20 protein-coding genes and 2 pseudogenes are annotated in these 22,148 nt (G+C 62.2%); 9 read left to right on the top strand and 13 right to left on the bottom strand.

Features of this window, described 5'->3' with window-relative positions:
• Positions 1–69 precede the first annotated feature (69 nt).
• The 5 genes from ACT6VE_RS25895 to ACT6VE_RS25875 form a co-directional block, all read right to left on the bottom strand.
• Positions 70–681 carry a heme-degrading domain-containing protein gene (locus ACT6VE_RS25895; protein WP_444801210.1) on the bottom strand — a complete coding sequence of 204 codons (612 nt, stop codon included), beginning with the start codon at positions 679–681 and terminating at the stop codon, positions 70–72.
• A 200-nt stretch (positions 682–881) separates the two neighbouring features.
• Entirely contained in the window at positions 882–1,175 is a 294-nt protein-coding gene (locus ACT6VE_RS25890; RefSeq protein ID WP_444801270.1) for a DUF6074 family protein, read from the bottom strand.
• Positions 1,176–1,355: 180 nt separating this feature from the next.
• Entirely contained in the window at positions 1,356–2,384 is a 1,029-nt protein-coding gene (gene repB, locus ACT6VE_RS25885; RefSeq protein ID WP_444801209.1) for a plasmid partitioning protein RepB, read from the bottom strand.
• Position 2,385: 1 nt separating this feature from the next.
• Positions 2,386–3,597, bottom strand: coding sequence for a plasmid partitioning protein RepA (repA, locus tag ACT6VE_RS25880; protein WP_069063657.1), 1,212 nt, complete (start codon positions 3,595–3,597; stop codon positions 2,386–2,388).
• Positions 3,598–3,799: 202 nt separating this feature from the next.
• The gene (locus tag ACT6VE_RS25875) at positions 3,800–4,306 is read right to left on the bottom strand and encodes a MarR family winged helix-turn-helix transcriptional regulator (RefSeq protein ID WP_444801208.1); all 507 of its coding nucleotides are present in this window, start codon (positions 4,304–4,306) and stop codon (positions 3,800–3,802) included.
• Between the two features lie 35 nt (positions 4,307–4,341).
• Here ACT6VE_RS25875 and hmgA point away from each other — a divergent pair, with 35 nt between their 5' ends.
• Positions 4,342–5,682, top strand: a complete 1,341-nt coding sequence (gene hmgA / locus ACT6VE_RS25870) for a homogentisate 1,2-dioxygenase (RefSeq protein WP_444801207.1) — start codon at positions 4,342–4,344, stop codon at positions 5,680–5,682.
• 2 nt (positions 5,683–5,684) lie between these two features.
• Here the strand turns inward: hmgA and ACT6VE_RS25865 are convergent, their stop codons facing one another.
• Positions 5,685–6,245 carry a DUF2585 domain-containing protein gene (locus tag ACT6VE_RS25865; protein ID WP_444801206.1) on the bottom strand — a complete coding sequence of 187 codons (561 nt, stop codon included), beginning with the start codon at positions 6,243–6,245 and terminating at the stop codon, positions 5,685–5,687.
• 112 nt (positions 6,246–6,357) lie between these two features.
• On the opposite strand from ACT6VE_RS25865, the gene ACT6VE_RS25860 reads away from it, so the two are divergent.
• From ACT6VE_RS25860 to ACT6VE_RS25845, 4 genes are read left to right on the top strand one after another with little or no spacing between them, the layout of a single operon-like run.
• Positions 6,358–7,374: a fumarylacetoacetate hydrolase family protein gene (locus ACT6VE_RS25860; RefSeq protein WP_444801205.1), complete on the top strand. Its 1,017-nt coding sequence runs from the start codon at positions 6,358–6,360 to the stop codon at positions 7,372–7,374.
• 3 nt (positions 7,375–7,377) lie between these two features.
• Positions 7,378–8,022, top strand: a complete 645-nt coding sequence (maiA, locus tag ACT6VE_RS25855) for a maleylacetoacetate isomerase (protein ID WP_444801204.1) — start codon at positions 7,378–7,380, stop codon at positions 8,020–8,022.
• Positions 8,023–8,079: 57 nt separating this feature from the next.
• Positions 8,080–8,322 (top strand): type II toxin-antitoxin system VapB family antitoxin, encoded by a 243-nt coding sequence (locus ACT6VE_RS25850; RefSeq protein WP_444801203.1) that lies wholly within the window; start codon positions 8,080–8,082, stop codon positions 8,320–8,322.
• Complete coding sequence (locus tag ACT6VE_RS25845) at positions 8,322–8,717, top strand: type II toxin-antitoxin system VapC family toxin (protein WP_069062198.1); 396 nt, start codon at positions 8,322–8,324, stop codon at positions 8,715–8,717. The genes ACT6VE_RS25850 and ACT6VE_RS25845 overlap by 1 nt, the downstream gene beginning before the upstream one ends.
• A gap of 36 nt (positions 8,718–8,753) precedes the next feature.
• Here ACT6VE_RS25845 and ACT6VE_RS25840 read toward each other — a convergent pair whose 3' ends face one another.
• Both ACT6VE_RS25840 and ACT6VE_RS25835 read right to left on the bottom strand, forming a co-directional pair.
• On the bottom strand, positions 8,754–10,235 hold the full coding sequence (locus ACT6VE_RS25840) for an NAD-dependent succinate-semialdehyde dehydrogenase (protein WP_444801202.1): 1,482 nt from the start codon (positions 10,233–10,235) through the stop codon (positions 8,754–8,756).
• A 96-nt stretch (positions 10,236–10,331) separates the two neighbouring features.
• Positions 10,332–11,609, bottom strand: coding sequence for a 4-aminobutyrate--2-oxoglutarate transaminase (locus ACT6VE_RS25835; RefSeq protein WP_444801201.1), 1,278 nt, complete (start codon positions 11,607–11,609; stop codon positions 10,332–10,334).
• Positions 11,610–11,822: 213 nt separating this feature from the next.
• On the opposite strand from ACT6VE_RS25835, the gene ACT6VE_RS25830 reads away from it, so the two are divergent.
• Positions 11,823–12,638, top strand: a complete 816-nt coding sequence (locus ACT6VE_RS25830; protein WP_069062201.1) for a MerR family transcriptional regulator — start codon at positions 11,823–11,825, stop codon at positions 12,636–12,638.
• On the opposite strand, the gene ACT6VE_RS25825 is transcribed toward ACT6VE_RS25830, so the two are convergent.
• Positions 12,616–12,882, bottom strand: coding sequence for a hypothetical protein (locus ACT6VE_RS25825; protein WP_444801200.1), 267 nt, complete (start codon positions 12,880–12,882; stop codon positions 12,616–12,618). The two genes, ACT6VE_RS25830 and ACT6VE_RS25825, sit on opposite strands and share 23 nt — an antisense overlap.
• A gap of 86 nt (positions 12,883–12,968) precedes the next feature.
• Here ACT6VE_RS25825 and ACT6VE_RS25820 point away from each other — a divergent pair.
• Positions 12,969–13,437 (top strand): annotated as a pseudogene (locus ACT6VE_RS25820) (ATP-binding cassette domain-containing protein); the annotation flags it as partial.
• A 59-nt stretch (positions 13,438–13,496) separates the two neighbouring features.
• Positions 13,497–14,141: pseudogene (locus tag ACT6VE_RS25815) on the top strand (methionine ABC transporter permease).
• A gap of 107 nt (positions 14,142–14,248) precedes the next feature.
• On the opposite strand, the gene ACT6VE_RS25810 reads toward ACT6VE_RS25815, so the two are convergent.
• The 3 genes from ACT6VE_RS25810 to ACT6VE_RS25800 form a co-directional block, all read right to left on the bottom strand.
• Entirely contained in the window at positions 14,249–17,449 is a 3,201-nt protein-coding gene (locus tag ACT6VE_RS25810; RefSeq protein WP_444801199.1) for an efflux RND transporter permease subunit, read from the bottom strand.
• Between the two features lie 126 nt (positions 17,450–17,575).
• On the bottom strand, positions 17,576–18,766 hold the full coding sequence (locus tag ACT6VE_RS25805) for an efflux RND transporter periplasmic adaptor subunit (RefSeq protein WP_444801198.1): 1,191 nt from the start codon (positions 18,764–18,766) through the stop codon (positions 17,576–17,578).
• A 58-nt stretch (positions 18,767–18,824) separates the two neighbouring features.
• Positions 18,825–19,622, bottom strand: a complete 798-nt coding sequence (locus ACT6VE_RS25800) for an alpha/beta hydrolase fold domain-containing protein (RefSeq protein WP_444801197.1) — start codon at positions 19,620–19,622, stop codon at positions 18,825–18,827.
• Positions 19,623–19,764: 142 nt separating this feature from the next.
• Here ACT6VE_RS25800 and ACT6VE_RS25795 point away from each other — a divergent pair, with 142 nt between their 5' ends.
• Positions 19,765–20,679 carry a LysR family transcriptional regulator gene (locus ACT6VE_RS25795; RefSeq protein ID WP_444801196.1) on the top strand — a complete coding sequence of 305 codons (915 nt, stop codon included), beginning with the start codon at positions 19,765–19,767 and terminating at the stop codon, positions 20,677–20,679.
• A gap of 63 nt (positions 20,680–20,742) precedes the next feature.
• Here ACT6VE_RS25795 and ACT6VE_RS25790 read toward each other — a convergent pair.
• Positions 20,743–22,148 (bottom strand): calcium-binding protein (locus ACT6VE_RS25790; RefSeq protein WP_444801195.1); only part of this gene is annotated, 1,406 nt, incomplete at its 5' end.

Raw genomic sequence — 22,148 nt, 5'->3', positions numbered from 1 at the left:
CGTTCGTCACCGACCAGGGGCCGGTGACCTATTCTAGTGAGCGGCTCGCTTCTTTCCTAGGGGAGGGGCTCAGTCGGGCAATCGGCGGTCGCCGAGATCGACCTTCAGGAAAGCAGCGATCGCATTTGTGACGATCGCATGGTCGACGCGTTGCGGCACGCCGGAAACCGTGACAGCGCCGACACAACCGAGGTCCGCGACAAAAAGCGGGAAGCCGCCGCCATGCACCGCAAAGTCCGTCAACGGAAGATTATGCGCTTCTTCCTGTCCGCGCCCGGAAAGCGCCAGACGCCGTCCGACGAGATAGGATGAATGCCAAAGCCGAAACACGGTGTTCCGCTTGCGTCTTATCCATTCAACATTGTCTGTGTTGGTGCCAGGGAGTGCGGAATGGAACAGCACACGATCCCGCAGCGAAATGTCGATCGCCACACCGGCGCCGATAGACAGGGCCGTTTCGCGCAGCTGATTGCCCAGCGCCCAGGCGTCGTCCGGGCTGAACCGGCTGAAGCGAAGAAGCCGCTCCTGTTCTTCAAGCCGCTGGATATCCTGTGCAATCGTCTCTGTCATGGCCGTCCCCCTTTGATCATCGCTATTGATCCTTAGCGACCCTTTTCGAGAAGGGGAAGAGTTGGGCAGCGGCGAGCGGAGATCATCCTTTGCGCGCGACGGCTTGCCCACCCTCATCTTCTGGGATGGGGAAAGAATGCCACGGCATTTTTACGGATATCGAATTGGCGTCTAGCGGCCGATCTATGATCGATGGCACCAAAGCCTGCCGCAATCACCATGGATGATGCGGCGCACGGGAATGGCGAAACCCACCCAGGCGCCCCGCATCAGCTCGGCTCAACAAGCGCGAGTTTCCTGTTCCGAAAAAATCAAGCGCCTCCCGCGGCATGCTTGCGCTGGAGTTCCTGCTGGACTTCGTCCTGGAAAGCGAACACGGCCTCGCGGGCCTGGTTTTCGCACGAGCCGAACTTGCGCATTTCGTCCGCAAGCTCGCGGCAAACCTTCTGCCAATAGCGACGGGCTTCCTCTCCGTTCAGCTCGCCCAGTTCTCCGGCGCAGCGACGGACATGAGCCGTCCGGCGTTCAGCGGGAAATGGAACGACCGGTCTGGTTTCGGCGGCAATCGAAAGGCGGCGTGGTTGGACCGGGGCAGGTGAGGGCATAGAATCGAGTTCCTTATCTTCTCCCTCATAATTAATAAGCCCATGGTTAACATGCGGTTTCCAGGTCGCAATTTGCGGTATCAACATGTTCCATGTCAGCCCGCCCGCTTTAGCGGTGCCCCGTCGTCCACACGATCACCATCAGCATCGATATCGAACCAGGCGAGAATTCGCCGCGGATCAATCTTCCGATTCTTGTTTGGCTTCCGTGCGGAACGCTTCGTAGAGACGGTCCAGGTTCTGGGTGATGTAGAGGCCGAACGCGGCTGCTTCTGCAGCCTTCAGCGCGATCGTGTATTGGCGGCCATTGGTCTTGATGCTGGCGCGAACGGCGCCATCCTTGCGCGACCATTCCTTGGCCGCGGGTTTGTCCGTCTCCGGTGCCTCTTTTTGGATCAGGTGGTTGCTCACGAGATTGAACCGGTCTTCCGGCATTCGGCCTTGCACGCGCTCGCGGCCCAGAAACTCGATTGCCCTGTCTTCGTTGGTCGACTCGTCGAACCGCGTCGCCAATTCATGCCAACGGTCGCGGCCAATGGCCAGCGCCGGACCGATGCCGGCCCTGACCGACTTCGGAATGCGGTTCACCACCGAGAGCATTTTCGACAGGGTCGTCTTGTCGGCGCTGAGTGCGGCCATGATCGTTTCGCGGTCAAATCCGCGTGCCTCGAGTTCACCGGCAAAGGTTGCCCGCTCGAGGAAGGACAGGTCTGCGCGCGCACTGTTTTCCTGGCCTTGCGCGATGACGTGGTCGCGATCGGTAAGCAGCTTGACGACGGCACGAACGGGCCGGCCGAGCAACCGGGCCGCTTTTGCGCGCCGGTGGCCGAAGGCGATCTGGTAAACACCGTTCTTCTCGGGGTGCGGGCGCACGAGGATGGGCGAATCCTGTCCGCGGATGCGCATCGCTTCGACGAGTTCCTGGAACTGCTCGTCCGAATGCACCAGCCGGTCCGAGATGAAGGAGTCTTCGATCTGATCAGCTTCGAGTTCGATAACGACCTCGCCGGCCGTCAGCTTGGCTTCCATTTCCTTGGCCGCATCCGCCTTGGCGGCAAGTGCGTCGATGCTGCGCGTCACGGCACCCAGTGCGCCGAGACCCTTGTAGCTAACATGTTGACGCGCGGGCTCTTCATGGGAAGGATTTGTCGATGTCACCTTGTCCGATGCCGGTGCCATCAGGTTCGAAAGAACGTTCTTGCGCGCCATCTCAACGCCCCCAAGCTTTGTGAATCATTTCAACGATCTCCGCATTGACCGCTTCCATGGATTCAAAGGCGCGGTCATAGGTTGCACGGGTGAACTGGCTTCGGTCGACCTCGTACAGGGTCTGGTTGGTGAGTGCGGCGTCGGCAATGGCAACGCTTCTGACCATCGAATTGGTCAGGACATGTTGCTTGAACATGGAGCGCATGAACGCAACCATCTGGGTCTGCGGTCCGTCGGCCGGGTCGTAGCGCGTGACGAGATAGCGGAGCCAGTCGAGGTTCATGTTGCCGCCGGCGCTCTTCAGGGTGTTCAGGACCTCGCCCAGCATCTGCAGGAACTGGCACATGGACATGACGTCGAGCATCTGCGGATGCACGGTGATCAGCACCGCCGTCGCTCCGCAGATCGCGCTCATCGTCAGAAAGCCGAGCTGTGGCGGGCAATCGATCACCACCACATCATAGTCGTCGGCGACGGAGGAGAGCGCCTCGTCCAGTCGCGCGAAGAAAATCCGGCCGTAGTCGTCCTTGTTGCCCTGCGCCAGAATACGTGGCGTATCGTGTTCGAACTCCATGAGTTCGAGATTGCCGGGCACGATGTCGAGGCCGGGAAAGTTGGTCTTCCTGATGATGTCCTTGAGCGGCCGCCTGTGCTCGTCGTAGCGGATCGCTGCGTACAAAGTCTCGTTTTCGTCGACGTCGAATTCCGGCTGGAACCCGTGCAGCGCCGAAAGGCTCGCCTGCGGGTCGAGATCGACGGCCAGCACGCGGTGCCCGGTCAGGGCCAGATGCTGTGCGAGATGCGCTGTTGTGGTGGTCTTGCCGGAACCGCCCTTGAAGTTCACGACCGCGATCACCTGAAGATGCTCGCTCGACCGCCGCCGCGGGACATAGCGCTGTCCGCCACGGCCGTTCTGGTCCAGATACTCCCGCATTTCCTGCAACTGCCCGGCCGAATAGGACCGGCGGCCGGACGGTGTGGCCTGTGGCAGGGGGCCCTTAGATTCCAGCGAGAGATTGCGCAGATACCCGCTTGTAACACCGAGGAAATGGGCGGCTTCGCTCAATTGAAACTGGCGCAGGGATTTTTGGGCGACGGGAGGAAACATCTCCAGACGATGCTGCTTAAGCTTGTCTGACAGTTCGTGCGCCTGGCCGATGATCAGCTGGTCGATGTCGGAAATTGCCTGCCCGACCGTTGTGGCCATATTCATGTCCATAACCTCAAAATGCGATTTGCAGCCCATGTGAGGGTTTGAATCGCATCTAGAATCAATTCCGATTCAAGGGCAAGGCAATAATGGTTAACGGGTCGGGCGAAACGACATCGCCCGTCAGCGGTCTAGTAGCGTCCGCGTCGATGCGGCGAGATCCGGGACCCGCGTCCCATGAAAGGTTCGAACCGATGCGTGCGTATCAGTCCTTTGGGGCGCGGCGGCCTGTTTCGGAGGCCATTTTTACCTCGATCGTTGCGAGACCGGCTTCCAGTTGTTGCATGCCACTTGCGCCGAGAAGCATCGCCAGCTCCTGCTCATAGGCTTTGGCAAGCTCAATCATCTCTCCGTAGATGCGCTTGCCGGCGGGCGTTAGCTCCAGATGTTCGACGCGCCGGTCTTCGGCATGCTCGCTGCGCTTCAGCCAGCGCTTCTCCTCCAGCGCCCGCACGGCGCGGGATACCTTCGTCTTGTGCATGCTGGAATTGGCCCCGATCTCAGTCGCCGTCATGCGGCCGTAGGTCCCGATTGCCGCGAGTGCGCGCCATTCCGGCCGGGTCATGTGGTAGCGTGAGCGGTATTGCGCGGCAAAGCGCTGGCTTACGCGCTCGGCCGCCTGGTTGAGCCTGTAGGGCAGGAAACTCTCGAGCTTGAAGTCCACGACACGCGCCTTGATGGTTACAAAATAGACAGTTACATCTGTAACCATATGACTATACGCACGCTTTGCGAGGAGGGCAAACCATGCCGGATCATGCCACGGAGACGTCCAACAGCCTGAAATACATGCCGGGCTTCGGCAATGATTTCGAGACGGAATCCCTGCCCGGCGCCCTGCCGCAGGGCCAAAACAGCCCGCAGAAATGCAATTACGGCCTTTATGCCGAACAGCTTTCCGGCTCGCCCTTCACGGCCCCGCGCGGCACCAATGAACGCTCCTGGCTCTACCGCATCCGCCCGAGCGTGCGCCACACGCGTCGTTTTTCGAATGCCAACTATCCGCATTGGAAAACGGCGCCCTGCCTCGACGATCATTCCCTGCCGCTCGGCCAGCTGCGCTGGAACCCGTTGCCGGCGACGAAGGAGACGCAGAGCTTTCTCGACGGCATGCGGACGATGACGACCGCCGGCGACGTGTTGACCCAGGTCGGCATGGCCGCGCATGCCTACACGTTCAATGCCGATATGGTGGACGACTATTTCTTCAATGCCGACGGCGAATTGCTGGTCGTGCCCCAGTTGGGTGCCATCCGCGTCTTCACTGAAATGGGCATCATGGATGTCGAACCGCTGGAAATCTGCCTCATCCCGCGCGGCATGATGTTCAAGGTCTCCCGCATCGGTGAAGGAGACACCTGGCGCGGTTACGTCTGCGAGAACTATGGCGCGAAATTCACCTTGCCGGACCGCGGGCCAATCGGCGCGAACTGCCTTGCCAACCCGCGCGACTTCAAGACGCCGGTTGCCGCCTACGAGGACAAGGAAACGCCCTGCCGGGTGCATGTGAAATGGTGCGGGAAGTTCTACGTCACGGACATCGGCCATTCACCACTCGACGTCGTCGCCTGGCACGGCAACTACACGCCGTTCAAATATGACCTGCGCACCTATTCCCCTGTCGGGGCGATCCTCTTCGACCATCCCGACCCGTCGATTTTCACGGTGCTGACGGCGCCGACGGAAGAGGCCGGCACGGCGAACATCGACTTCGTCATCTTCCCGCCGCGCTGGCTGGTGGCCGAGCACACCTTCCGCCCGCCGTGGTATCACCGCAATATCATGAGCGAATTCATGGGGCTGATCCACGGCCAGTACGACGCCAAGGAAGAGGGTTTCGTGCCCGGCGGCATGAGCCTGCACAACATGATGCTGCCGCACGGGCCGGACACGACAGGCTTCGAAAAAGCCTCCAACAGCGAGTTGAAGCCCGTCAAGCTCGACCACACCATGGCCTTCATGTTCGAGACCCGTTATCCGCAGCAACTCACCAAGTTCGCGGCCGAACTGGAGACGTTGCAGGACAATTACCTCGACTGTTGGGATGGCCTGGAGCGCAAATTCGACGGTACGCCGGGCATCAAATGAAGTTAGCCGCCCTGCCAGGCTTTCACCGCTTCCATCGGCCAGACGAGCATCAGGATGTTCAGCGCCAGTCCGTCACGGATGAGATAGATCGTCGTCGCCTCGAAGATGACGATCAACGCGACGCTCGCCCAGACCGGCAGGCGTGCGGCAAGGAAGAAGCCGACGACCATGGCGAGGATGTCCGCGCTCGAATTGATCACGCTATCGCCGAAATAATCGAGCGAGATCGTCGATTCACGGTAGCGGTTGATGATCATGTCGGTGTTTTCGAGGATTTCCCAGGCGCATTCCACGATGAGCGCGAGCACCAGGCGCACATTGATGCTCGCCTTGGGCAAGATCAGTGTGAAGAAGCCGAAGAACAGAATGCCGTGGATGATATGGCTCGGCGTGTACCAATCGGACAGATGTTGCGAGTTTTCCGAAGAAAAAACGACGCCATGCCAGAGTTTGACATATCCGCACTTGCAGATGAGCGGCTGACCCATCGTATAAAGGATGATGGCCGTCGCGGCGGTGAAGCCGAGGACGATCAGCAGGGAGTTTCGGACCGAGCGGTTCAAAGGGGATTCCTCGAAAAATGCGATGCGCCGTGGGAGCGGCGCACGAGGGTGGAGACAGGCGCCGGAAGATGACACAGTTTGACGGCTGCAAACAAGATCGGGAGAGACACGCATGAAACTTGCGACGTTGAAGAATTCCACCCGCGACGGCCGGCTGGTGGTCGTTTCGCGCGATCTGACGCGCTGCTCGGAAGTGGGCCATATCGCCCGCACCTTGCAGGATGCGCTGGACGACTGGGACCATGTCGCGCCACGGCTGGCGCGGGTTGCCGAGGGGCTGGAAACCGGCGCGCAGCCGACCGCCCGCTTCCACGAGCATGACGCCGCCTCTCCCCTGCCGCGCGCCTACCAGTGGGCAGACGGCTCCGCCTACGTCAACCACGTCGAACTGGTGCGCAAGGCCCGCAATGCCGAGATGCCGGATAGTTTCTGGACCGACCCCCTCATGTACCAGGGCGGCTCCGACAGCTTTCTGGGACCACGCGACCCCATTCTCGCCGCCGACGAGGCCTGGGGCATCGACATGGAAGGCGAAGTCGCCGTAATCGTCGGCGATGTGCCGATGGGGGCAAGCGTGGAGGAAGCGCGCGCGGCGATCAAGCTGGTCATGCTCGTCAACGACGTCTCGCTGCGTGGCCTCATTCCGGCTGAACTCGCCAAGGGCTTCGGCTTCTTCCAGTCGAAACCGTCCTCCACCTTTTCCCCCGTCGCCGTGACGCCCGATGCGCTGGGCGACGCCTGGGACGGCGGCAAGCTGCATCTGCCGCTGCTTGTCGCGATCAACGACCAAGCCTTCGGCAAGGCCAATAGCGGCATCGACATGACCTTCGATTTTGGCCAGCTCGTCGCCCATGCGGCGAAGACCCGGCCGCTCGTCGCCGGGTCGATCATCGGCTCCGGCACCGTTTCCAACAAGCTCGATGGCGGGCCCGGCAAGCCGGTCTCGGAGGGTGGTGCTGGCTATTCCTGCATCGCGGAAATCCGCACAATCGAGACGATTGTCAACGGCGCTCCGAAAACGCCTTTCCTGAAATTCGGCGACACCGTGCGCATCGAGATGAAGGACAAGACGGGTCATTCGATCTTCGGCGCGATCGAGCAGACCGTGCAGCAATACGAGAAGGGCTAAAGAGTGAACGACGACATCGTGCTCTTCGACTACTGGCGCTCCTCCGCCAGCTATCGTGTGCGCATCGCGCTCGAAAGCCTCGGCTTACCCTATCGGCGGATTTCGGTTGATCTGCTCGCGGGAGAGCAGCGTGCGCCGGAGCATCGCGCTCGAAACCCCCAGGGCCTTGTTCCGGCCCTGGTGATCGATGGGCAGACGTTGACGCAATCCCTCGCAATCATCGAATACCTCTGCGAAACGCGCCCGGAGGCGCGTTTCCTGCCGGCCGATCCGCTCGGCCGGCAGCGGGTACGCACACTCTCCTGCGCCATCGCCATGGAAATCCATGCCGTCTGCAACACGGGCGTCATCAACCACGTCCTGGAGATCACCGGGGGAGGGGAAGAGGTTCGCGTCGGCTGGATGAAGAAATTCATCGGCGAGGGCCTTGTGGCCGTCGAAGCGTCGCTCGACAATCCGGCAACCGGCACCTTCTGCCACGGCGACACGCCCACCATGGCCGACTTCTGCCTTGTGCCGCAGGTCTACAATGCGGAGCGCTGGGGCGTCGACATTGCCGGCCTCACCAAAATACGGCGCATTGCTGAAACCTGCCTGGCGCTCCCGGCCTTCCTGGCGGCGCATCCGCAGGCGGTGAAACCGGCCTGATCTTTTGGAACGGGACGCGGCATGTTATATATACCCTCAGCAAGGGAAGGATATACCATGCCGCTCTATGTCAAGGACCAGGAGGTCGACCGGCTCGCCGAGAGACTGTCCACGCTACGCAAGGTCAGCAAGACCGAGGCGGTGCGGCAGGCGCTTGCGCATGAATTGGAGCGGGTGGAGGGCGAGCCGACACTGGTGGAAAAGGCTCTGGCTTTTGTTCGCGAACTCGATGCCAAATACCCCAAAAAAGGCCCGCCCGCCGACAAGGCCTTCATCGATAGCCTCTATGAGGACGACTGATGTTCGTCGATGCGTCGGCCTTCGTTGCGATCCTAGCCTATGAGGAAGGGGCGGAGGAGCTTTTGGCGCGCCTGCAGCGAGCCGAGATCCGGTATACATCCCCCATGGCCGTTTGGGAGACCTCACTGGCGCTCGGGCGCCAGCGCCAGCTTGCACCTATGGATGCTCTCAAACTCGTCACGGATTTCATGAAGCTGCTCTTCGTCACAGTCGAACCCGTCAATCTGGAGATTGGCGAAATGGCCGTTGGCGCTCATCAGCGCTTCGGCAAGGGCCGGCATCCGGCTGCGCTCAATTTCGGCGACTGTTTCGCCTATGCCTGCGCGCGGCAACTCGGCATGCCGTTGCTCTACAAGGGCGACGACTTTTCGCAGACGGATATCGATGCCGCATAAGAATCGCCCCGCACGAGGCGGGGCGATCCGAAAACATCATGCGACTTCGCCCATGCAGACATATTTCATTTCCAGATAGTCATCCGCACCATGGGCAGATCCTTCACGGCCGAGGCCGGACTGCTTGATGCCGCCGAAGGGGGCGGCTTCGGAGGAAATGATACCCGTATTCACGCCGACCATGCCGTATTCCAGCGCTTCCGCGACCTTCCAGACCTTCTTCAGGTCGCCGGCGTAGAAATACGCGGCGAGGCCGAACTCTGTATCGTTCGCCTGTTCGATCACATCCTCGACCGTGTCGAAGCGGAAGAGCGGCGCGACGGGGCCAAAGGTTTCTTCCCGCGCGACCGTCATGCCGCGCGCAACGCCCTTCAGAACGGTCGGCTCGAAGAAGGTGCCGTTGCCCTCAACGCGCTTGCCGCCGGCAACCACTGTAGCGCCCTTCGAAACGGCGTCCGCAATATGCGCCTCGACCTTTTCGATGGCCGCTTCCTCGATCAGGGGACCGATGGTGACGCCCTTGTCAAAGCCATTGCCGACGGACAGTTCGGCGACCTTCTTTGCCAGCTTCTCGGCAAAGGCATCATAGACGTTCGACTGCACATAGAGCCGGTTGGCGCAGACGCAGGTCTGGCCGGCATTGCGGTACTTGGAGGCCATAGCGCCTTCCACGGCCGCGTCGATATTCGCGTCGTCGAAGACGATGAAGGGCGCGTTGCCGCCGAGTTCCAGGCTGACCTTCTTGATCTGGTCGGAGCACTGGCGCATCAGGATGCGGCCGACCTCGGTCGAACCCGTGAACGAGATTTTCCGGACCTTCGGATTGAAGCAGAGCTCCTTGCCGATCGCAGGGCCGTCGGTGCCGAGAATGACATTGAAGGCGCCGGCCGGGATGCCGGCCTTTTCGGCGAGCACTGCAAGGGCGATTGCCGAAAGCGGAGTCTGTTCGGCAGGCTTCGACACCACCGTGCAGCCGACGGCGAGTGCCGGGGCGACCTTGCGGGCGATCATCGCGGCCGGGAAGTTCCAGGGCGTGATCGTGCCGACGACGCCGACCGGCTGCTTGATGACCAGCATGCGCTTGTCGACGGACGGAGCGGGGATCGTCTCGCCGTTGATGCGCTTGGCTTCTTCCGCATACCATTCAACATAGGACGCTGCGTAGAGGATTTCGCCCTTGGCTTCGGCCAGCGGCTTGCCCATTTCGGCTGTCAGGATCGCGGCCAGTTCATCGGCATTGGCGACGATGAGATCGAACCACTTGCGCAGCAGCACGCTGCGGTCCTTGGCCGGGCGGGCGGCCCAGGCCGGCTGCACCTTGTAGGCAGCGTCGATGGCGGCGGCGGTCTCGTCGGCGCCCATTTCCGGCAGCGTCGCAAGTTTCTCGCCGGTCGCGGGGTTGAAAACGTCAAAGGTCTCGGCACCGTTGCCGCCGATCCAGTTGCCGTTGACGTAACCTGCATCGCGCAGGAATTCGTTCGACTTCAGGTGCTTGGTGAGAGCATCGTAGAAGGCCATGATGTCGCTCCTTGCGGAAAAGAAAGGGCGTTCACCCGGAGCGTATGCCCCGGGTGTTGCCTTGGGAGGATGTGGTTCAGTCTTGCGCGTTGCCGATCAGGCGGCGCGGGCTTCGATCATCGCGGCCTCGAGGATATCGAGCGCCTCGGCGAAAACCGCGTCCTGGATGGTGATTGGCGCCAGGAAGCGGATGACGTTGCCATGTACGCCGCAGGTGAGCAGGATCAGGCCCTTTTCGAGGGCTTTCAGGCGCACCTTGTTGGCGAAGTCGGCGCTCGGCAGCTTCGTCGAAACGTCGTTGAACTCGACGGCGTTCATGAAGCCCGGTCCGCGGATATCGACGATTTCCGGAACCTTGTCCTGCAGCGACGCGAGGCGCTGCTTGAGGCGCGCACCGAGGTTTTCGGCGCGGTTGCAGAGATCCTCGTCCTTGATGACATCAAGCACGGCATGCGCCGCCGCAACGCCGATCGGGCTGCCGGCATAGGTGCCGCCGAGGCCGCCCGGGCCGGGCGCATCCATGATTTCCGCGCGGCCGGTGACGGCAGCGATCGGGAAACCGCCGCCGAGGCCCTTGGCCATGGTCGTGATGTCGGCCGCGATGCCGTAGTGCTCCATGGCGAAGAGCTTACCGGTACGGGCAAAGCCGGTCTGCACTTCGTCGGCGATGAGCAGGATGCCGTGCTGGTCGCAGATTTCGCGCAGCGCCTTCATGAAGGCGACCGGGACCGGGTAGAAACCGCCTTCGCCCTGCACCGGCTCGATGATGATCGCCGCAACGCGGTTCGGATCGACGTCGGCGGCAAAAAGCTTCTTCAGCACGCCGAGCGACTGCTCGGTGGTGGTGCCGTGCATCTCGACCGGGAAGGGCGCATGGAAGACGTCGGCCGGCATGGCGCCGAAACCAACCTTGTAAGGCACGACCTTGCCGGTCAGCGCCATGCCCATGAAGGTGCGGCCGTGGAAGCCGCCGGAAAAGGCGATGACAGCCTGGCGGCCGGTGGCGGCGCGGGCGATCTTCACGGCGTTTTCGACGGCCTCGGCACCGGTGGTGACGAAGATCGTCTTCTTGGCGAAGTTGCCGGGGGTGATGGTGTTCAGGCGCTCGGCAAGCTCGACATAGTTCTCATAGGGCACGACCTGGTGGCAGGTATGCGTGAAACGGTCGAGCTGCTTCTTGACGGCTTCAATGACGCGCGGATGGCGATGGCCGGTGTTGACGACGGCGATGCCGGCCGCAAAATCGATGTAGCGGTTGCCTTCCTTGTCCCAGATTTCCGCATTCTCCGCACGGTCAGCGTAGATCTGCGTGGTCATGCCGACGCCACGCGAAATGGCGGCGTTCTTGCGGTCTGTAAGGGGCGTGGCGGTCATGGCGCTATCCTGAATCTGGAGGCTTCGTTTAATAACTTGCATTTTTTCTGCAAGCTTCTTGTGGAATTCCTACATTTTTTCTGCAAGAATGCAATGGGCATTTTATGCCCGCACTAAGACGGATTTCGCGGCGGCAAACCCAGACTCGAAATCGAGCGCAGTCCGCCGGGAATGCTATAAAAGACACTACTACAGAATCAGGGATTTGGCGCGATGGGTTCCGAGGAGCCGGTGCACTACAAGGTGGCGGAAGCCGCACGGCTCGCCGGCGTTTCGGCGTCGACGCTCAGGCTTTGGGAAACGCAGGGCCTCGTCGTGCCGGGCCGCTCGGAGACCGGTCACCGCCAATATAGTGGCGACGACGTCGCGCGGCTGAAGCGCATTGCCTGGTTCAGGACGGAACGCGGCCTCAACCCGGCCGCCATTCGCGAGGCGCTGGAAGCCGAAGAGCCCAGTGCTGAAGCGCATTCCCCCGACGGCGAAGCGCCGCAAGGCGTCGGGCGAAAGCTGCGAAGCCTGCGCCATGCGACGGGTAAAACCCTGGAACAGGTCGCCGGCGATATCGGTATCGCGACATCGGTGCTTTCCACCTTCGAACGCACCTCGCAGGGCGTAACCTTCCGCGTGCTGCACGACCTCGCAGCCTATTACGATACGACCGTCTCGAAACTCTCGGGCGAAGAAGAAAATGACAACCGTTCGGTCGTCAGGGCCGGGGAGTGGAAATTCTGGCCGGAAACCTCCCCGGGCGTCACCGTACAGGTCCTGGCGGACGGGCGGAACATGATGGATTGCCATCGCTTCGTGCTCGCCCCCGGCGCGTCCTCCGACGGGGCCTACAAGCACGAGGGCGAGGAATTCGTGCACGTGCTCTCCGGCCACATCGAAATGGTGCTGGACGGCCACGAGTTCCACGACCTCGGCCCCGGCGACAGCCTGTACTTCGAAAGCTGCCGCCGCCATGCCTGGCGCAACCGCCACGACGGCGAGACGGTGCTGATCTGGATCAACACCCCGCCGACGTTCTAGCCGAAAAGACTATGCCGTCAGGCCTCGCGCGAATTCGCCTGGCGGGCAGCCCACCTTGCGGCTGAAGGCCGTGCTGAAGGCGCTTGCAGAACGCGATAGCCGATCCTTCCGCGATTTCCTCCAGCGACCCCTGGCGCTGGCGCAGGGCATCCTTGGCGAGCGCCATCCGCCAGCGCAGCAGATATTCCACCGGTGCAAGCCTGACCGCCGTGGAAAAGCGGCGGGCGAAGGCCGAGCGCAACATGCCCGCTTTGCGTGCCAGTTCGGCAATCGTCCAGTCCCGTCGGACATTGGCGTGGATATCGGCGAGCGCCCGGGCAAGCTGCGGGTCTTCGACGCCGTATCGGCATGGTCTTCCAGCACTTCAACCTGCTTTCCGCCAAGACGTGGAAGAAAACGTTGCCCTGCCGCTGAAGATCGAAGGCCAAGCGTCTCGTGCACGCCGCGGAACTGATTAAACTTGTTGGTCTGGCCGGCAGGGAAAAGGCCTATCCGTCCGAGCTCTCCGGTGGCCAGAAGCAGCGCGTCGGCATCGCTCGCGCACTCGCCGCAGTCCGAAACGACAAAAAGCCTGCTCAGCGGCATTTGCCCGCAACTGCCGGCGCACATCGCTTGGAAGTTGACTGCCGCTGTCATCGGTGAAGCCATTCTTGGGCTCGACATTGCAGGCTCCGCCGCAACCGACCCGCTGTTCCAGTTGCTTTCCGCAGAGTTTCCGGACGTCTTCCGGTTGGTTCATGGCGGTGTCGATCATATCCAGGAGCAGGCCGTCGGCCGGTTCTTCATTGCCGTGCCGGCCGAGGCCAGCGCGCGTCTCATTTGCAGAGCGCCTCGGCACCTAGGTGGAGGTCCTTTGCCATGCCGCCGATCATGTTTGAACTTCTTCTTCGACCCCCCTGGGAAACGATCGTCAGAACGGTCGCCTACGGCGTCATCTCGCTCGCCTTCGGCCTGCCGCTTGGTCTCGCGCTGGTCGCCACAGCCCGCGGCGGCATTGCGGAAAACCTCTGGGTGAATCGTGGGCTCGGTGCTGTCGTCAACGGCTTCCGCTCTGTGCCCTTCATCATACTTCTCGTGGCGCTCCTCCCGGTGACGAACCTCATCGTCGGCACGTCGATCGGCACCTGGGCGGCAATCGCCCCGCTAGCAATCGCCGCAATGCCCGACTACGCGCGCATTGCGGAAGTCTCGCTGCGCGAGGTCGATCGCGGTCGTGAGGGCCATGGGCGGCAATGGCTGGACGATCGTGCGCGAAGTTCTGGTCCCCGAGGCGCTCCCGGCATCGTCGCTGGTTTCACCGTGACGCTCGTAGCGCTCATCGGCGCCTCCGCCATGGCGGGCGCAATCGGTGCCGGCGGTCTGGGCGACCTCGCCATCCGCTACGGCTACCAGCGCTTCGAAACGACGGTGATGTTTGCGGTCATCGCGGTGCCCATCGTGCTGGTCTGCCGCATCCAACGGCTCGGTGATCGTCTCGTCGCCCGCCTCGACCATCGGGGATAAGCGCGGCGGATCGAAGAAAATTCTTTCTGTGCAAGGATTGGAATCGAAAAGGCCCCTATCGTTCACCCAATAGGGGCCTTTTCGATTTTCACGGCTGTTTCAAATGATCAGTGCTGTGACACCGGAACGCTTTCAGGCCGTACCTCCTCGAACGTTGACTTGCCGTGCTGCACGAGCGGGCGGTTGCCGGCGAGCCGGCGTAGCAGCACGTAGAAGACCGGCGTCATGAAGATGCCGAAGAAGGTGACGCCGATCATGCCGGAGAACACGGCGAGACCCATGGCGGCGCGCATTTCGGCACCAGCACCCGTCGACAGAACCAGCGGCACGACGCCCATGATGAAGGCCATGGAGGTCATGAGGATCGGGCGCAGGCGCAGGCGGCTTGCCTCGATTGCGGCCTGGACCGGTGTCCGCCCCTCGAATTCCAGCTCGCGGGCGAACTCGACGATGAGGATGGCATTCTTCGCCGATAGTCCCACCAGCACCACGAGGCCGATCTGGGTGAAGACATTGTTGTCTCCGCCCGTGTACCAGACCCCGGCGAGCGCCGCGAGCACACCCATCGGCACGATCATGATGATGGCGATCGGCAGCGTCAGGCTTTCATACTGGGCGGCGAGCACCAGGTAGACCAGCAGCAGCGCGAGCGGGAAGACGAAGATGCTCGAATTGCCGGCAAGGATCTGCTGGTAGGTGAGGTCGGTCCACTCGAAGTCGATGCCGGCCGGCAGGGTTTCCGCAGCGATCTTTTCGACGGCCGCCTCCGCCTGGCCGGACGAGAAGCCCGGTGCCGGCCCGCCGTTGATGTCGGCGGCGAGGAAACCGTTGTAGCGCGTGGTGCGCTCCGGCCCCGTCGTGGCATCTACCTTCAAGAGGGCGGCAAGCGGGATCATTTCGCCCGTCTGCGAGCGGACCTTTAGCTGACCGATGTCCTCCGGCTTGGCGCGGAAGGCGGAATCGGCCTGAACGCGCACGCTGTAAGTGCGGCCGAAGGCGTTGAAGTCGTTGACGTAGAGCGAACCGAGATAGATCTGCAGCGTCTCGAAGACATCCGTCACGCGCACCCCGAGCTGCTGGGCCTTGGAACGGTCAAGGTCGGCATAGAGCTGCGGCACGTTGATCTGGAAGCTGGAGAACAGGCCAGCCAGTTCCGGCGTCTGGTATGCCTTCGCGAGGAACGCCTGGGTCGCCTCGTTGAGCGCGCCATAGCCGAGGCCGGCACGGTCCTCGATCTGCAGCTTGAAGCCGCCCGTCGTGCCGAGACCGTTGACCGGCGGTGGCGGGAACATGGCGATGAAGGCGTCCTGAATGCCGGCGAACTTCTGGTTCAGCTGCATGGCGATCGCCCCGCCGGAAAGTTCCGGCGTCGTGCGTTCCTCGAACGGGTCGAGTGCGGCAAAGACGATACCCGAGTTGGAGCCGATCGTGAAGCCGTTGATCGACAGGCCCGGGAAGGCGATGGCATGGGCAACGCCCGGCTGTTCGAGCGCAATCGCGCTCATCTTCTTGATGACCTCTTCCGTGCGGTCGAGCGTGGCGCCGTCCGGAAGCTGGGCAAAGCCGATGAGATATTGCTTGTCCTGCGCCGGCACGAAACCGCCCGGTACGGCGTTGAACACTGCATAGGTGGCGCCGACGAGCGCGAGATAGACGACCATGACCAGCGACTTGCGCGAGACGAGCCCGCTGACGCTGCGGCCATAGCCATTGGAAGCGGCACTGAAGAACCGGTTGAAGCCACGGAAGAACCAGCCGAACAGGCCGTCCATTACGCGTGTCAGCCAGTCCTTGGGCGCGTTGTGCTCCTTCAGCAGAAGGGCTGCCAGCGCCGGCGAAAGGGTGAGCGAGTTGATGGCCGAGATGACCGTCGAAATGGCGATCGTCAGCGCGAACTGGCGGTAGAACTGGCCGGACAGGCCGCTGATGAAGGCGAGCGGCACGAAGACGGCGACGAGCACCAGCGCGATCGCGATGATCGGGCCGGACACTTCGCGCATCGCCCGGTAGGTCGCTTCACGCGGGCTCAGACCATTCTCGATATTGCGCTCGACGTTTTCGACGACGACGATCGCGTCGTCGACCACGATGCCGATCGCCAGCACGAGGCCGAAGAGGGTCAACGCGTTGATCGAGAAGCCGAAGGCATACATCACCGCGAACGTGCCGATGATGGAGACCGGGACGGCGAGCAGCGGGATGATCGAGGCGCGCCACGTCTGGAGGAAGATGATGACGACGAGGACGACGAGCGCGATGGCTTCAAGCAGCGTATCGACGACCTTTTCGATCGAGGCGCGCACGAATTCCGTCGTGTCGTAGACGATCTCGTACTTCACGCCCTCGGGCATGGCGATCTGGAGCTGGTCCATCGTCGCACGCACATTGTCGGCGATCTCGATGGCGTTCGAGCCGGGCGCCTGGAGCACGGCGACGGCAACGGCCGGCTCACCGTCGAGCAGTGAGCGCAGCGAGTAGTCGGCCGCGCCCATTTCGATGCGCGCGACGTCCCGGAGGCGCGTGATCTCCCCTTCCGCGCCGGCCTTGACGATGATGTTGCCGAATTCCTCCGGCGTGCGCAGGCGTCCCTGGGCGTTGACGTTGAGTTGGAGGTTCACGTCGTTCGACACCGGCGAGGCACCGATGATGCCGGCGGCAGCCTGGACGTTCTGCTCGCGGATCGCGTTGGAAATGTCGCTGGCGGCGAGGCCATGCTCGGCCGCCTTCTGCGGGTCGATCCACACGCGCATAGCGTAGTCGCCGGCGCCGAAGACCTGTACCTGGCCGACGCCTTCGATGCGGGCGAGGCGGTCCTTGATGTTCAGCGTCGCGTAGTTGCGCAGATAGGTGATGTCATAGCGATCCGTCGTCGAGACGAGGTTCACCACCATGATGAAGTCCGGCGAACTCTTGACCGTGGTCACGCCGAGTGCGCGAACTTCTGCCGGCAGGCGGGGTTCGGCCTGCGACACGCGGTTCTGAACGAGCTGCTGTGCCTTGTCCGGGTCCGTGCCGAGCTTGAACGTCACGGTCAGCGTCAGCACGCCGTCGGATGTGGCCTGGCTGTTCATATAGAGCATGTCTTCCACACCGTTGATCTGCTCTTCGAGCGGCGTGGCGACGGTTTCGGAAATGACGACGGGGTTTGCGCCTGGATAGGTAGCGCGCACGACGATCGACGGCGGCACGACCTCCGGATATTCGGAAATCGGCAGTGCGCGCATGCCGATCAAGCCTGCGACCACGATGAGGATCGACAGTACCCCGGCAAAGACCGGACGATCGATGAAGAAACGGGAGATGTTCATTTCGGTACCCTCTCCAAAGGGTGAAATACGGGACAAACGATCCTGTCCGGCGGGCTCAGGCACCGCCGGCGGATATCGAATTTCTGATGTTCGGGGCAGGGCGCGTCAGCGCCCTGCCAGCCCGCGTTACTTCGCGGAAGCGACGTTTTCCTGCGTCTGCGGGTCGACCACGACGCCCGGGCGGATGCGCTGCAGGCCGTTGACGACGATGCGATCGCCACCGGCAAGGCCGCTTTCGACGACGCGCTCGTTGCCGGACAGGCTGCCCAGAACGATCGGCCGGTAGGTGACCTTGTTGTCCTTGTCGACGACGAAGACGAACTTCTTGTCCTGGTCGGTGCCGATCGCCTTCTCGCTGACGAGAATCTTGCTTTCAGCCCGCGGCTCGCCCATGCGGATACGCACGAACTGGCCGGGGATCAGCTTGCCGCCCGGATTGTCGAAGACGGCGCGGACGGAAATCGTGCCGCTTGCCGCATCCACTTCGTTGCCGATGAGCTGCAGCTTGCCGTGGATCGGCGTGCCCTCATCGGCGAGCGTGCCGACCTCGACCGGGATCTGCTCGATCGGGGGAAGCGCGCCATCGGTTGCCGGCAGGGCAGCGAGTGCGGCGGCGACGATTTCCTCGGCCACGTTGAAGCCCGCATAGATCGGGTCAACGGAGACGAGCGTGGTCAGCGCTGGCGAGGTCGAGCCGCCGGCGACGAGGTTGCCGGCTGTGATCTCGACCTTGCCGGCGCGGCCGGCGACCGGAGCGCGGACATTGGTGTAGCTCAGCTCGAGCTTTGCGCCGTGCAGGGCGGCTTCGGCCGTCTTGAGCGCGGCGCGCGCTTCGGCAAGCGCATTCTGGCGCGTGTCGACATCGCTTTGCGAGATGCTGTTGCTGCGGGCAAGCCGCTCGCCACGTTCAAGTTCGGTCGTGGCGAGCTTCACCCGGGCTTCCGCGGAGGCAAACTGGCCTTCGGCCTGTGTCACCGCAGTCTGGAAGGGTTCCGGATCGATAGTGAACAGCAGGTCACCCGCCTTGACGAGCGCGCCTTCGCGGAAGTTTACCGAGAGGATGGCGCCGCTGACCCGCGAGCGGATCTGCACGCGGTCGATCGCTTCCAGCCGGCCGGAGAATTCCTGCCAGGTGACGACATCACGGTTTTCGACGACCGCGACGGTGACCGGTACGGCAGGCACTTCGGCCGTCACAGTTGCTTCGGCCTGGGCGACATTGCCCGGCAGTTGAAAGATCAGGGCTGCGGCAGAAACAGACACAGCCAGTCCCAGGCCGGCGCCCGTCAGGGCCCAGCGTTTGCGCTTCGACATCATTTTCTCTTCTCCTTGTGGCCGTCTAGGCCACGCTCTATCCGCTTGTTCTCAATTTAAATCAGTGAATGCTTATGTCTTGAATGAAATCGGAAAACTGGCTTGAGAGGCTTTGTTTCCAGCTTCCGGTTACATCGGATTTCCCGCTGTAAATTGAAGACCAGCCTGTTCCGGCGGGAAGAACATGCTGTTGAACCTTGACACCCGCCGCCTTCAGGCGGTCGGCATAACCTTGTGCTTCGTCGAGCAGCGGATCGTCCGCCGCCGACAGCACGAGGGCAGGTGCGAGCCCCGAAAGACGCGAACAGAGGCTCGGGGCGGCATAGGGGTGACAGACGCCGCCGCTCAGATAGTGGCTCCAGCCCTCCGCCCAGCGCTCGCGCATGCCGATCGTTTCGGCATTGCGGAAGGACGCCGTGCCCATGAAGGGATCGAGCAGCGGCGAGATCAGCACCTGGCCGTCCAGCTCGTTGGCGAAGTGATCACGGGCCTTGAGCGCTACGCCGGCTGCAATATTGCCGCCGGCTTCCTCGCCGCCGATGAGCAGCGGCGATTTGCGGTCGCCAAGGCCGGCGCGCTTCTTGGCGAGATAGGAAAAGATCGAGAAGCCCACTTCCAGCGGTTTCGGGAAGACACCGCCGCCCGGCGCGTTATAATCCGGCACGGCAACGATGGCGCCGGTAGCCGCCAGGGCTTCGGCAAGCGGGCAGGGGCTGAGACCCGTCTCAAGAAAAGCGCCGCCATGGAAGTAGAGCAGGATCGGCGCGCCCTTGGCGAACTCCGCGCCCTGATAGACGCGCACCGACACGGGGCCGGTGGCCACCTTGTCGAACGTCATATCCTTGATTTCTACCGACATCGTTTTGTTCCTTGAGCCAACTGTATATAGGCTGGTCCCTCACCATTTATATCGTGAGTGGCCTCACTAAAATAAGTATGCCAAAACTGACTTCACTATCCGGATTTTCGAACAATAGCGCCTTCCAACGTGGGAATGTTCCATGGATCAGCTTTCCGCAATGCGTGCCTTCCTCCGCGTGGTGGAGACCGGCAATTTCACCCGGGCCTCTTCGGCGCTCGGCATGCCCAAGGCAACCGTGAGCAATCTCATCCAGAATCTCGAGACCCATCTCCAGACCAAGCTCCTGAATCGCACCACCCGCCGGGTGATGGTGACGACCGACGGGGCGCTCTACTATGAACGCGCGATCCAGATCGTCACCGAGATCGACGAACTGGACGGCAGCCTCTCCCATTCGCGCACCAGCCCGAGCGGGCGGCTGCGCGTCGAGATGGCGGGCGCCTTTGCGGATCTGCTGGTCATTCCGGCACTCGGCGATTTCCATGAAAAATACCCTGACATCCATATCGACCTGGGTGTCGGCGACCGGACGGTGGATTATCTGGCCGAAAACGTCGACTGCGCCTTGCGTGGCGGGGCGCCGGGGGACCAATCGCTGATTGCCCGGCGTGTCGCCGAGATCGACGTCGTCGCGTGCGCAGCACCCAGCTATATCAAGACCTTCGGCGTGCCGCAGCACCCGTCGGACCTCGAAACCAGCCATCACTGCGTGAACTATTTTCTCGCGCAGACCAACCGCACCATGCCCTTCGAATTCGAGAAGGACGGGGAAAAGATCGAAGTCAACAGCCGCTACCTCGTCTCGGTCAATGATGCGCGAAGCTATCTCGCCGCTGCCCTTTCAGGCCTCGGCGTGGCGCCGCTTCCCCATTTCATGGCAACGGAGGCGCTGGCCAGCGGCCAGCTTGTGCCGGTGCTGCCCGGCTGGCGATCGGAGCCCATTCCGCTCTACATCGTCTACCCGCCGAACCGTCATCTCAGCAACAAGGTCCGCGTCTTCGTCGACTGGATCGTCCGCCTCCTGGCGCAGACGCGGCTCAGCGCGCCGTCCTAGGTGCGGGACATCCGACCGCGGTGAGGCGGCCGGATGCGTTTTGCTGAAGACGGTGCCTGACGATCAAATCAGCAGGAAGTCCGACGTCGAAAGCGAGGTCACCTTGTCGAGGGTGGTGACCAGGACGGCATCGCTTTCGTTGGCCGTGCCGTCGGCGTCATACCAGAGGCGGCCATTGTCCTTCTCGAAGAAGAACTGCGCTGCCGTCCCGGTCGCTTTCAGGTCATTGCCGGAATAGAGCACCAGCTTGGAGAAGCCGAAGACATAGTCGTCGATGACAAGCTTGTCCTGCCCGCGCGTGAAATCCGTGATCCGATCGCCGGAACCGACGGCCTCGTCGGAGGCATAGATGAACTGGTCCGCACCCGCGCCGCCGGTCAGGAGGTCGCCGTGGCCGCCACCTTCGAGTTTGTCATTGCCGGCCCGTCCGTCGAGCCTGTCGTCTCCCGAGCCGCCCTTGAGCACATTGCCCGCGCTGCTGCCGAAGATCGTATCGTCTTTGTAACTGCCGGTGACGTTTTCGATGCTCACCAGCGTCAGGCCGGATGCGACACCACCATTCTTGGCATTGTTCTCAAGGTCGACAATCACCGACTGGTCTGAAACGATGTTGAAGTTCAATGTATCCGTACCAGAACCACCATTGAAGTAATCCGTGCCAACTTCATCGAGATAGCGCGTGAAAATGTCGTTGCCCACATCTCCGTAGAGCTTGTCATTGCCTCTTCCATCAACAAGGAAGTCGCCCGCTGCACCGCCCCTCAGAGTGTCGTTCCCGGCTGCACCGTCAAGATAGTCGATTTCGGCCCCACCGGTGACCGCATCATTGCCAGAACCGCCGAGAAAATCGATGGCCTCCATGCCGGTAAACGAGGTGTTCGCGTTCACCTTGACAAGGCTGTTGCTGAATACAAACGAAACGCCGAAGGTTTCCTCGGAAAGATCGACCACGACGCGATCCGCGCCGGAGCCACCGGAAGCGTAGTCGCTTACATTCATGGTGATGAGGTCGTCGCCGCCTTCCCCGTACAACTTGTCAGCATGGGTATCCTTGATGCCCCCGCTTCCCCAGATCGTATCATCGCCATCGCCACCGAGGATCGTGTCTGCGCCGTACCAGCCGGTCAGCTTGTCATCGCCGCCGAGGCCCTTGAGCGTGTCGTTGCCGGCCATGCCGTTGAGGTCGTCGGCGAGGTTGCCGGCGGTGATCGTGTCGTTGCCCTGGCCGGCGGAGATGTGAACCCGCTCGAAATTTCTGGCCGTAACGTCGCCATTGACAAGGGTCGCGTTGGCGGACAGCGTGAACGACAGGTTCTTGGTGCTGTCGTAGCGGTTGATCCAGAGCGTATCGATGCCGGAGCCGCCATCGGCGACGAAGCGCCCGGCCGTCGATCCAGTCGCATCGTTGATGGTGACGACAACGTCACCCACGCCTCCGGTCATGGTCGTCAGCGCCGTCCCTGTCCGTG

It is taken from the genome of Shinella sp. (genome assembly GCF_052438155.1).
GTDB lineage: Bacteria > Pseudomonadota > Alphaproteobacteria > Rhizobiales > Rhizobiaceae > Shinella.
Note: the sequence above shows the minus strand (reverse complement) of the source record. Positions and strands in the feature narration are given on the sequence as shown.

Bases quoted from the DNA above. Each gene is read 5' to 3' on its own strand.
- hmgA (WP_444801207.1), top strand. From the start codon at position 4,342: ATGCCGGATCATGCCACGGAGACGTCCAACAGCCTGAAATACATGCCG.
- ACT6VE_RS25810 (WP_444801199.1), bottom strand. From the start codon at position 17,449: ATGAACATCTCCCGTTTCTTCATCGATCGTCCGGTCTTTGCCGGGGTA.
- ACT6VE_RS25830 (WP_069062201.1), top strand. From the start codon at position 11,823: ATGGGTTCCGAGGAGCCGGTGCACTACAAGGTGGCGGAAGCCGCACGG.
- ACT6VE_RS25850 (WP_444801203.1), top strand. From the start codon at position 8,080: ATGCCGCTCTATGTCAAGGACCAGGAGGTCGACCGGCTCGCCGAGAGA.
- ACT6VE_RS25890 (WP_444801270.1), bottom strand. From the start codon at position 1,175: ATGCCCTCACCTGCCCCGGTCCAACCACGCCGCCTTTCGATTGCCGCC.
- ACT6VE_RS25805 (WP_444801198.1), bottom strand. From the start codon at position 18,766: ATGATGTCGAAGCGCAAACGCTGGGCCCTGACGGGCGCCGGCCTGGGA.
- ACT6VE_RS25875 (WP_444801208.1), bottom strand. From the start codon at position 4,306: ATGGTTACAGATGTAACTGTCTATTTTGTAACCATCAAGGCGCGTGTC.
- ACT6VE_RS25795 (WP_444801196.1), top strand. From the start codon at position 19,765: ATGGATCAGCTTTCCGCAATGCGTGCCTTCCTCCGCGTGGTGGAGACC.
- ACT6VE_RS25860 (WP_444801205.1), top strand. From the start codon at position 6,358: ATGAAACTTGCGACGTTGAAGAATTCCACCCGCGACGGCCGGCTGGTG.
- ACT6VE_RS25840 (WP_444801202.1), bottom strand. From the start codon at position 10,235: ATGGCCTTCTACGATGCTCTCACCAAGCACCTGAAGTCGAACGAATTC.
- repA (WP_069063657.1), bottom strand. From the start codon at position 3,597: ATGAATATGGCCACAACGGTCGGGCAGGCAATTTCCGACATCGACCAG.
- ACT6VE_RS25825 (WP_444801200.1), bottom strand. From the start codon at position 12,882: ATGTTGCGCTCGGCCTTCGCCCGCCGCTTTTCCACGGCGGTCAGGCTT.
- ACT6VE_RS25845 (WP_069062198.1), top strand. From the start codon at position 8,322: ATGTTCGTCGATGCGTCGGCCTTCGTTGCGATCCTAGCCTATGAGGAA.
- ACT6VE_RS25835 (WP_444801201.1), bottom strand. From the start codon at position 11,609: ATGACCGCCACGCCCCTTACAGACCGCAAGAACGCCGCCATTTCGCGT.
- ACT6VE_RS25800 (WP_444801197.1), bottom strand. From the start codon at position 19,622: ATGTCGGTAGAAATCAAGGATATGACGTTCGACAAGGTGGCCACCGGC.
- repB (WP_444801209.1), bottom strand. From the start codon at position 2,384: ATGGCGCGCAAGAACGTTCTTTCGAACCTGATGGCACCGGCATCGGAC.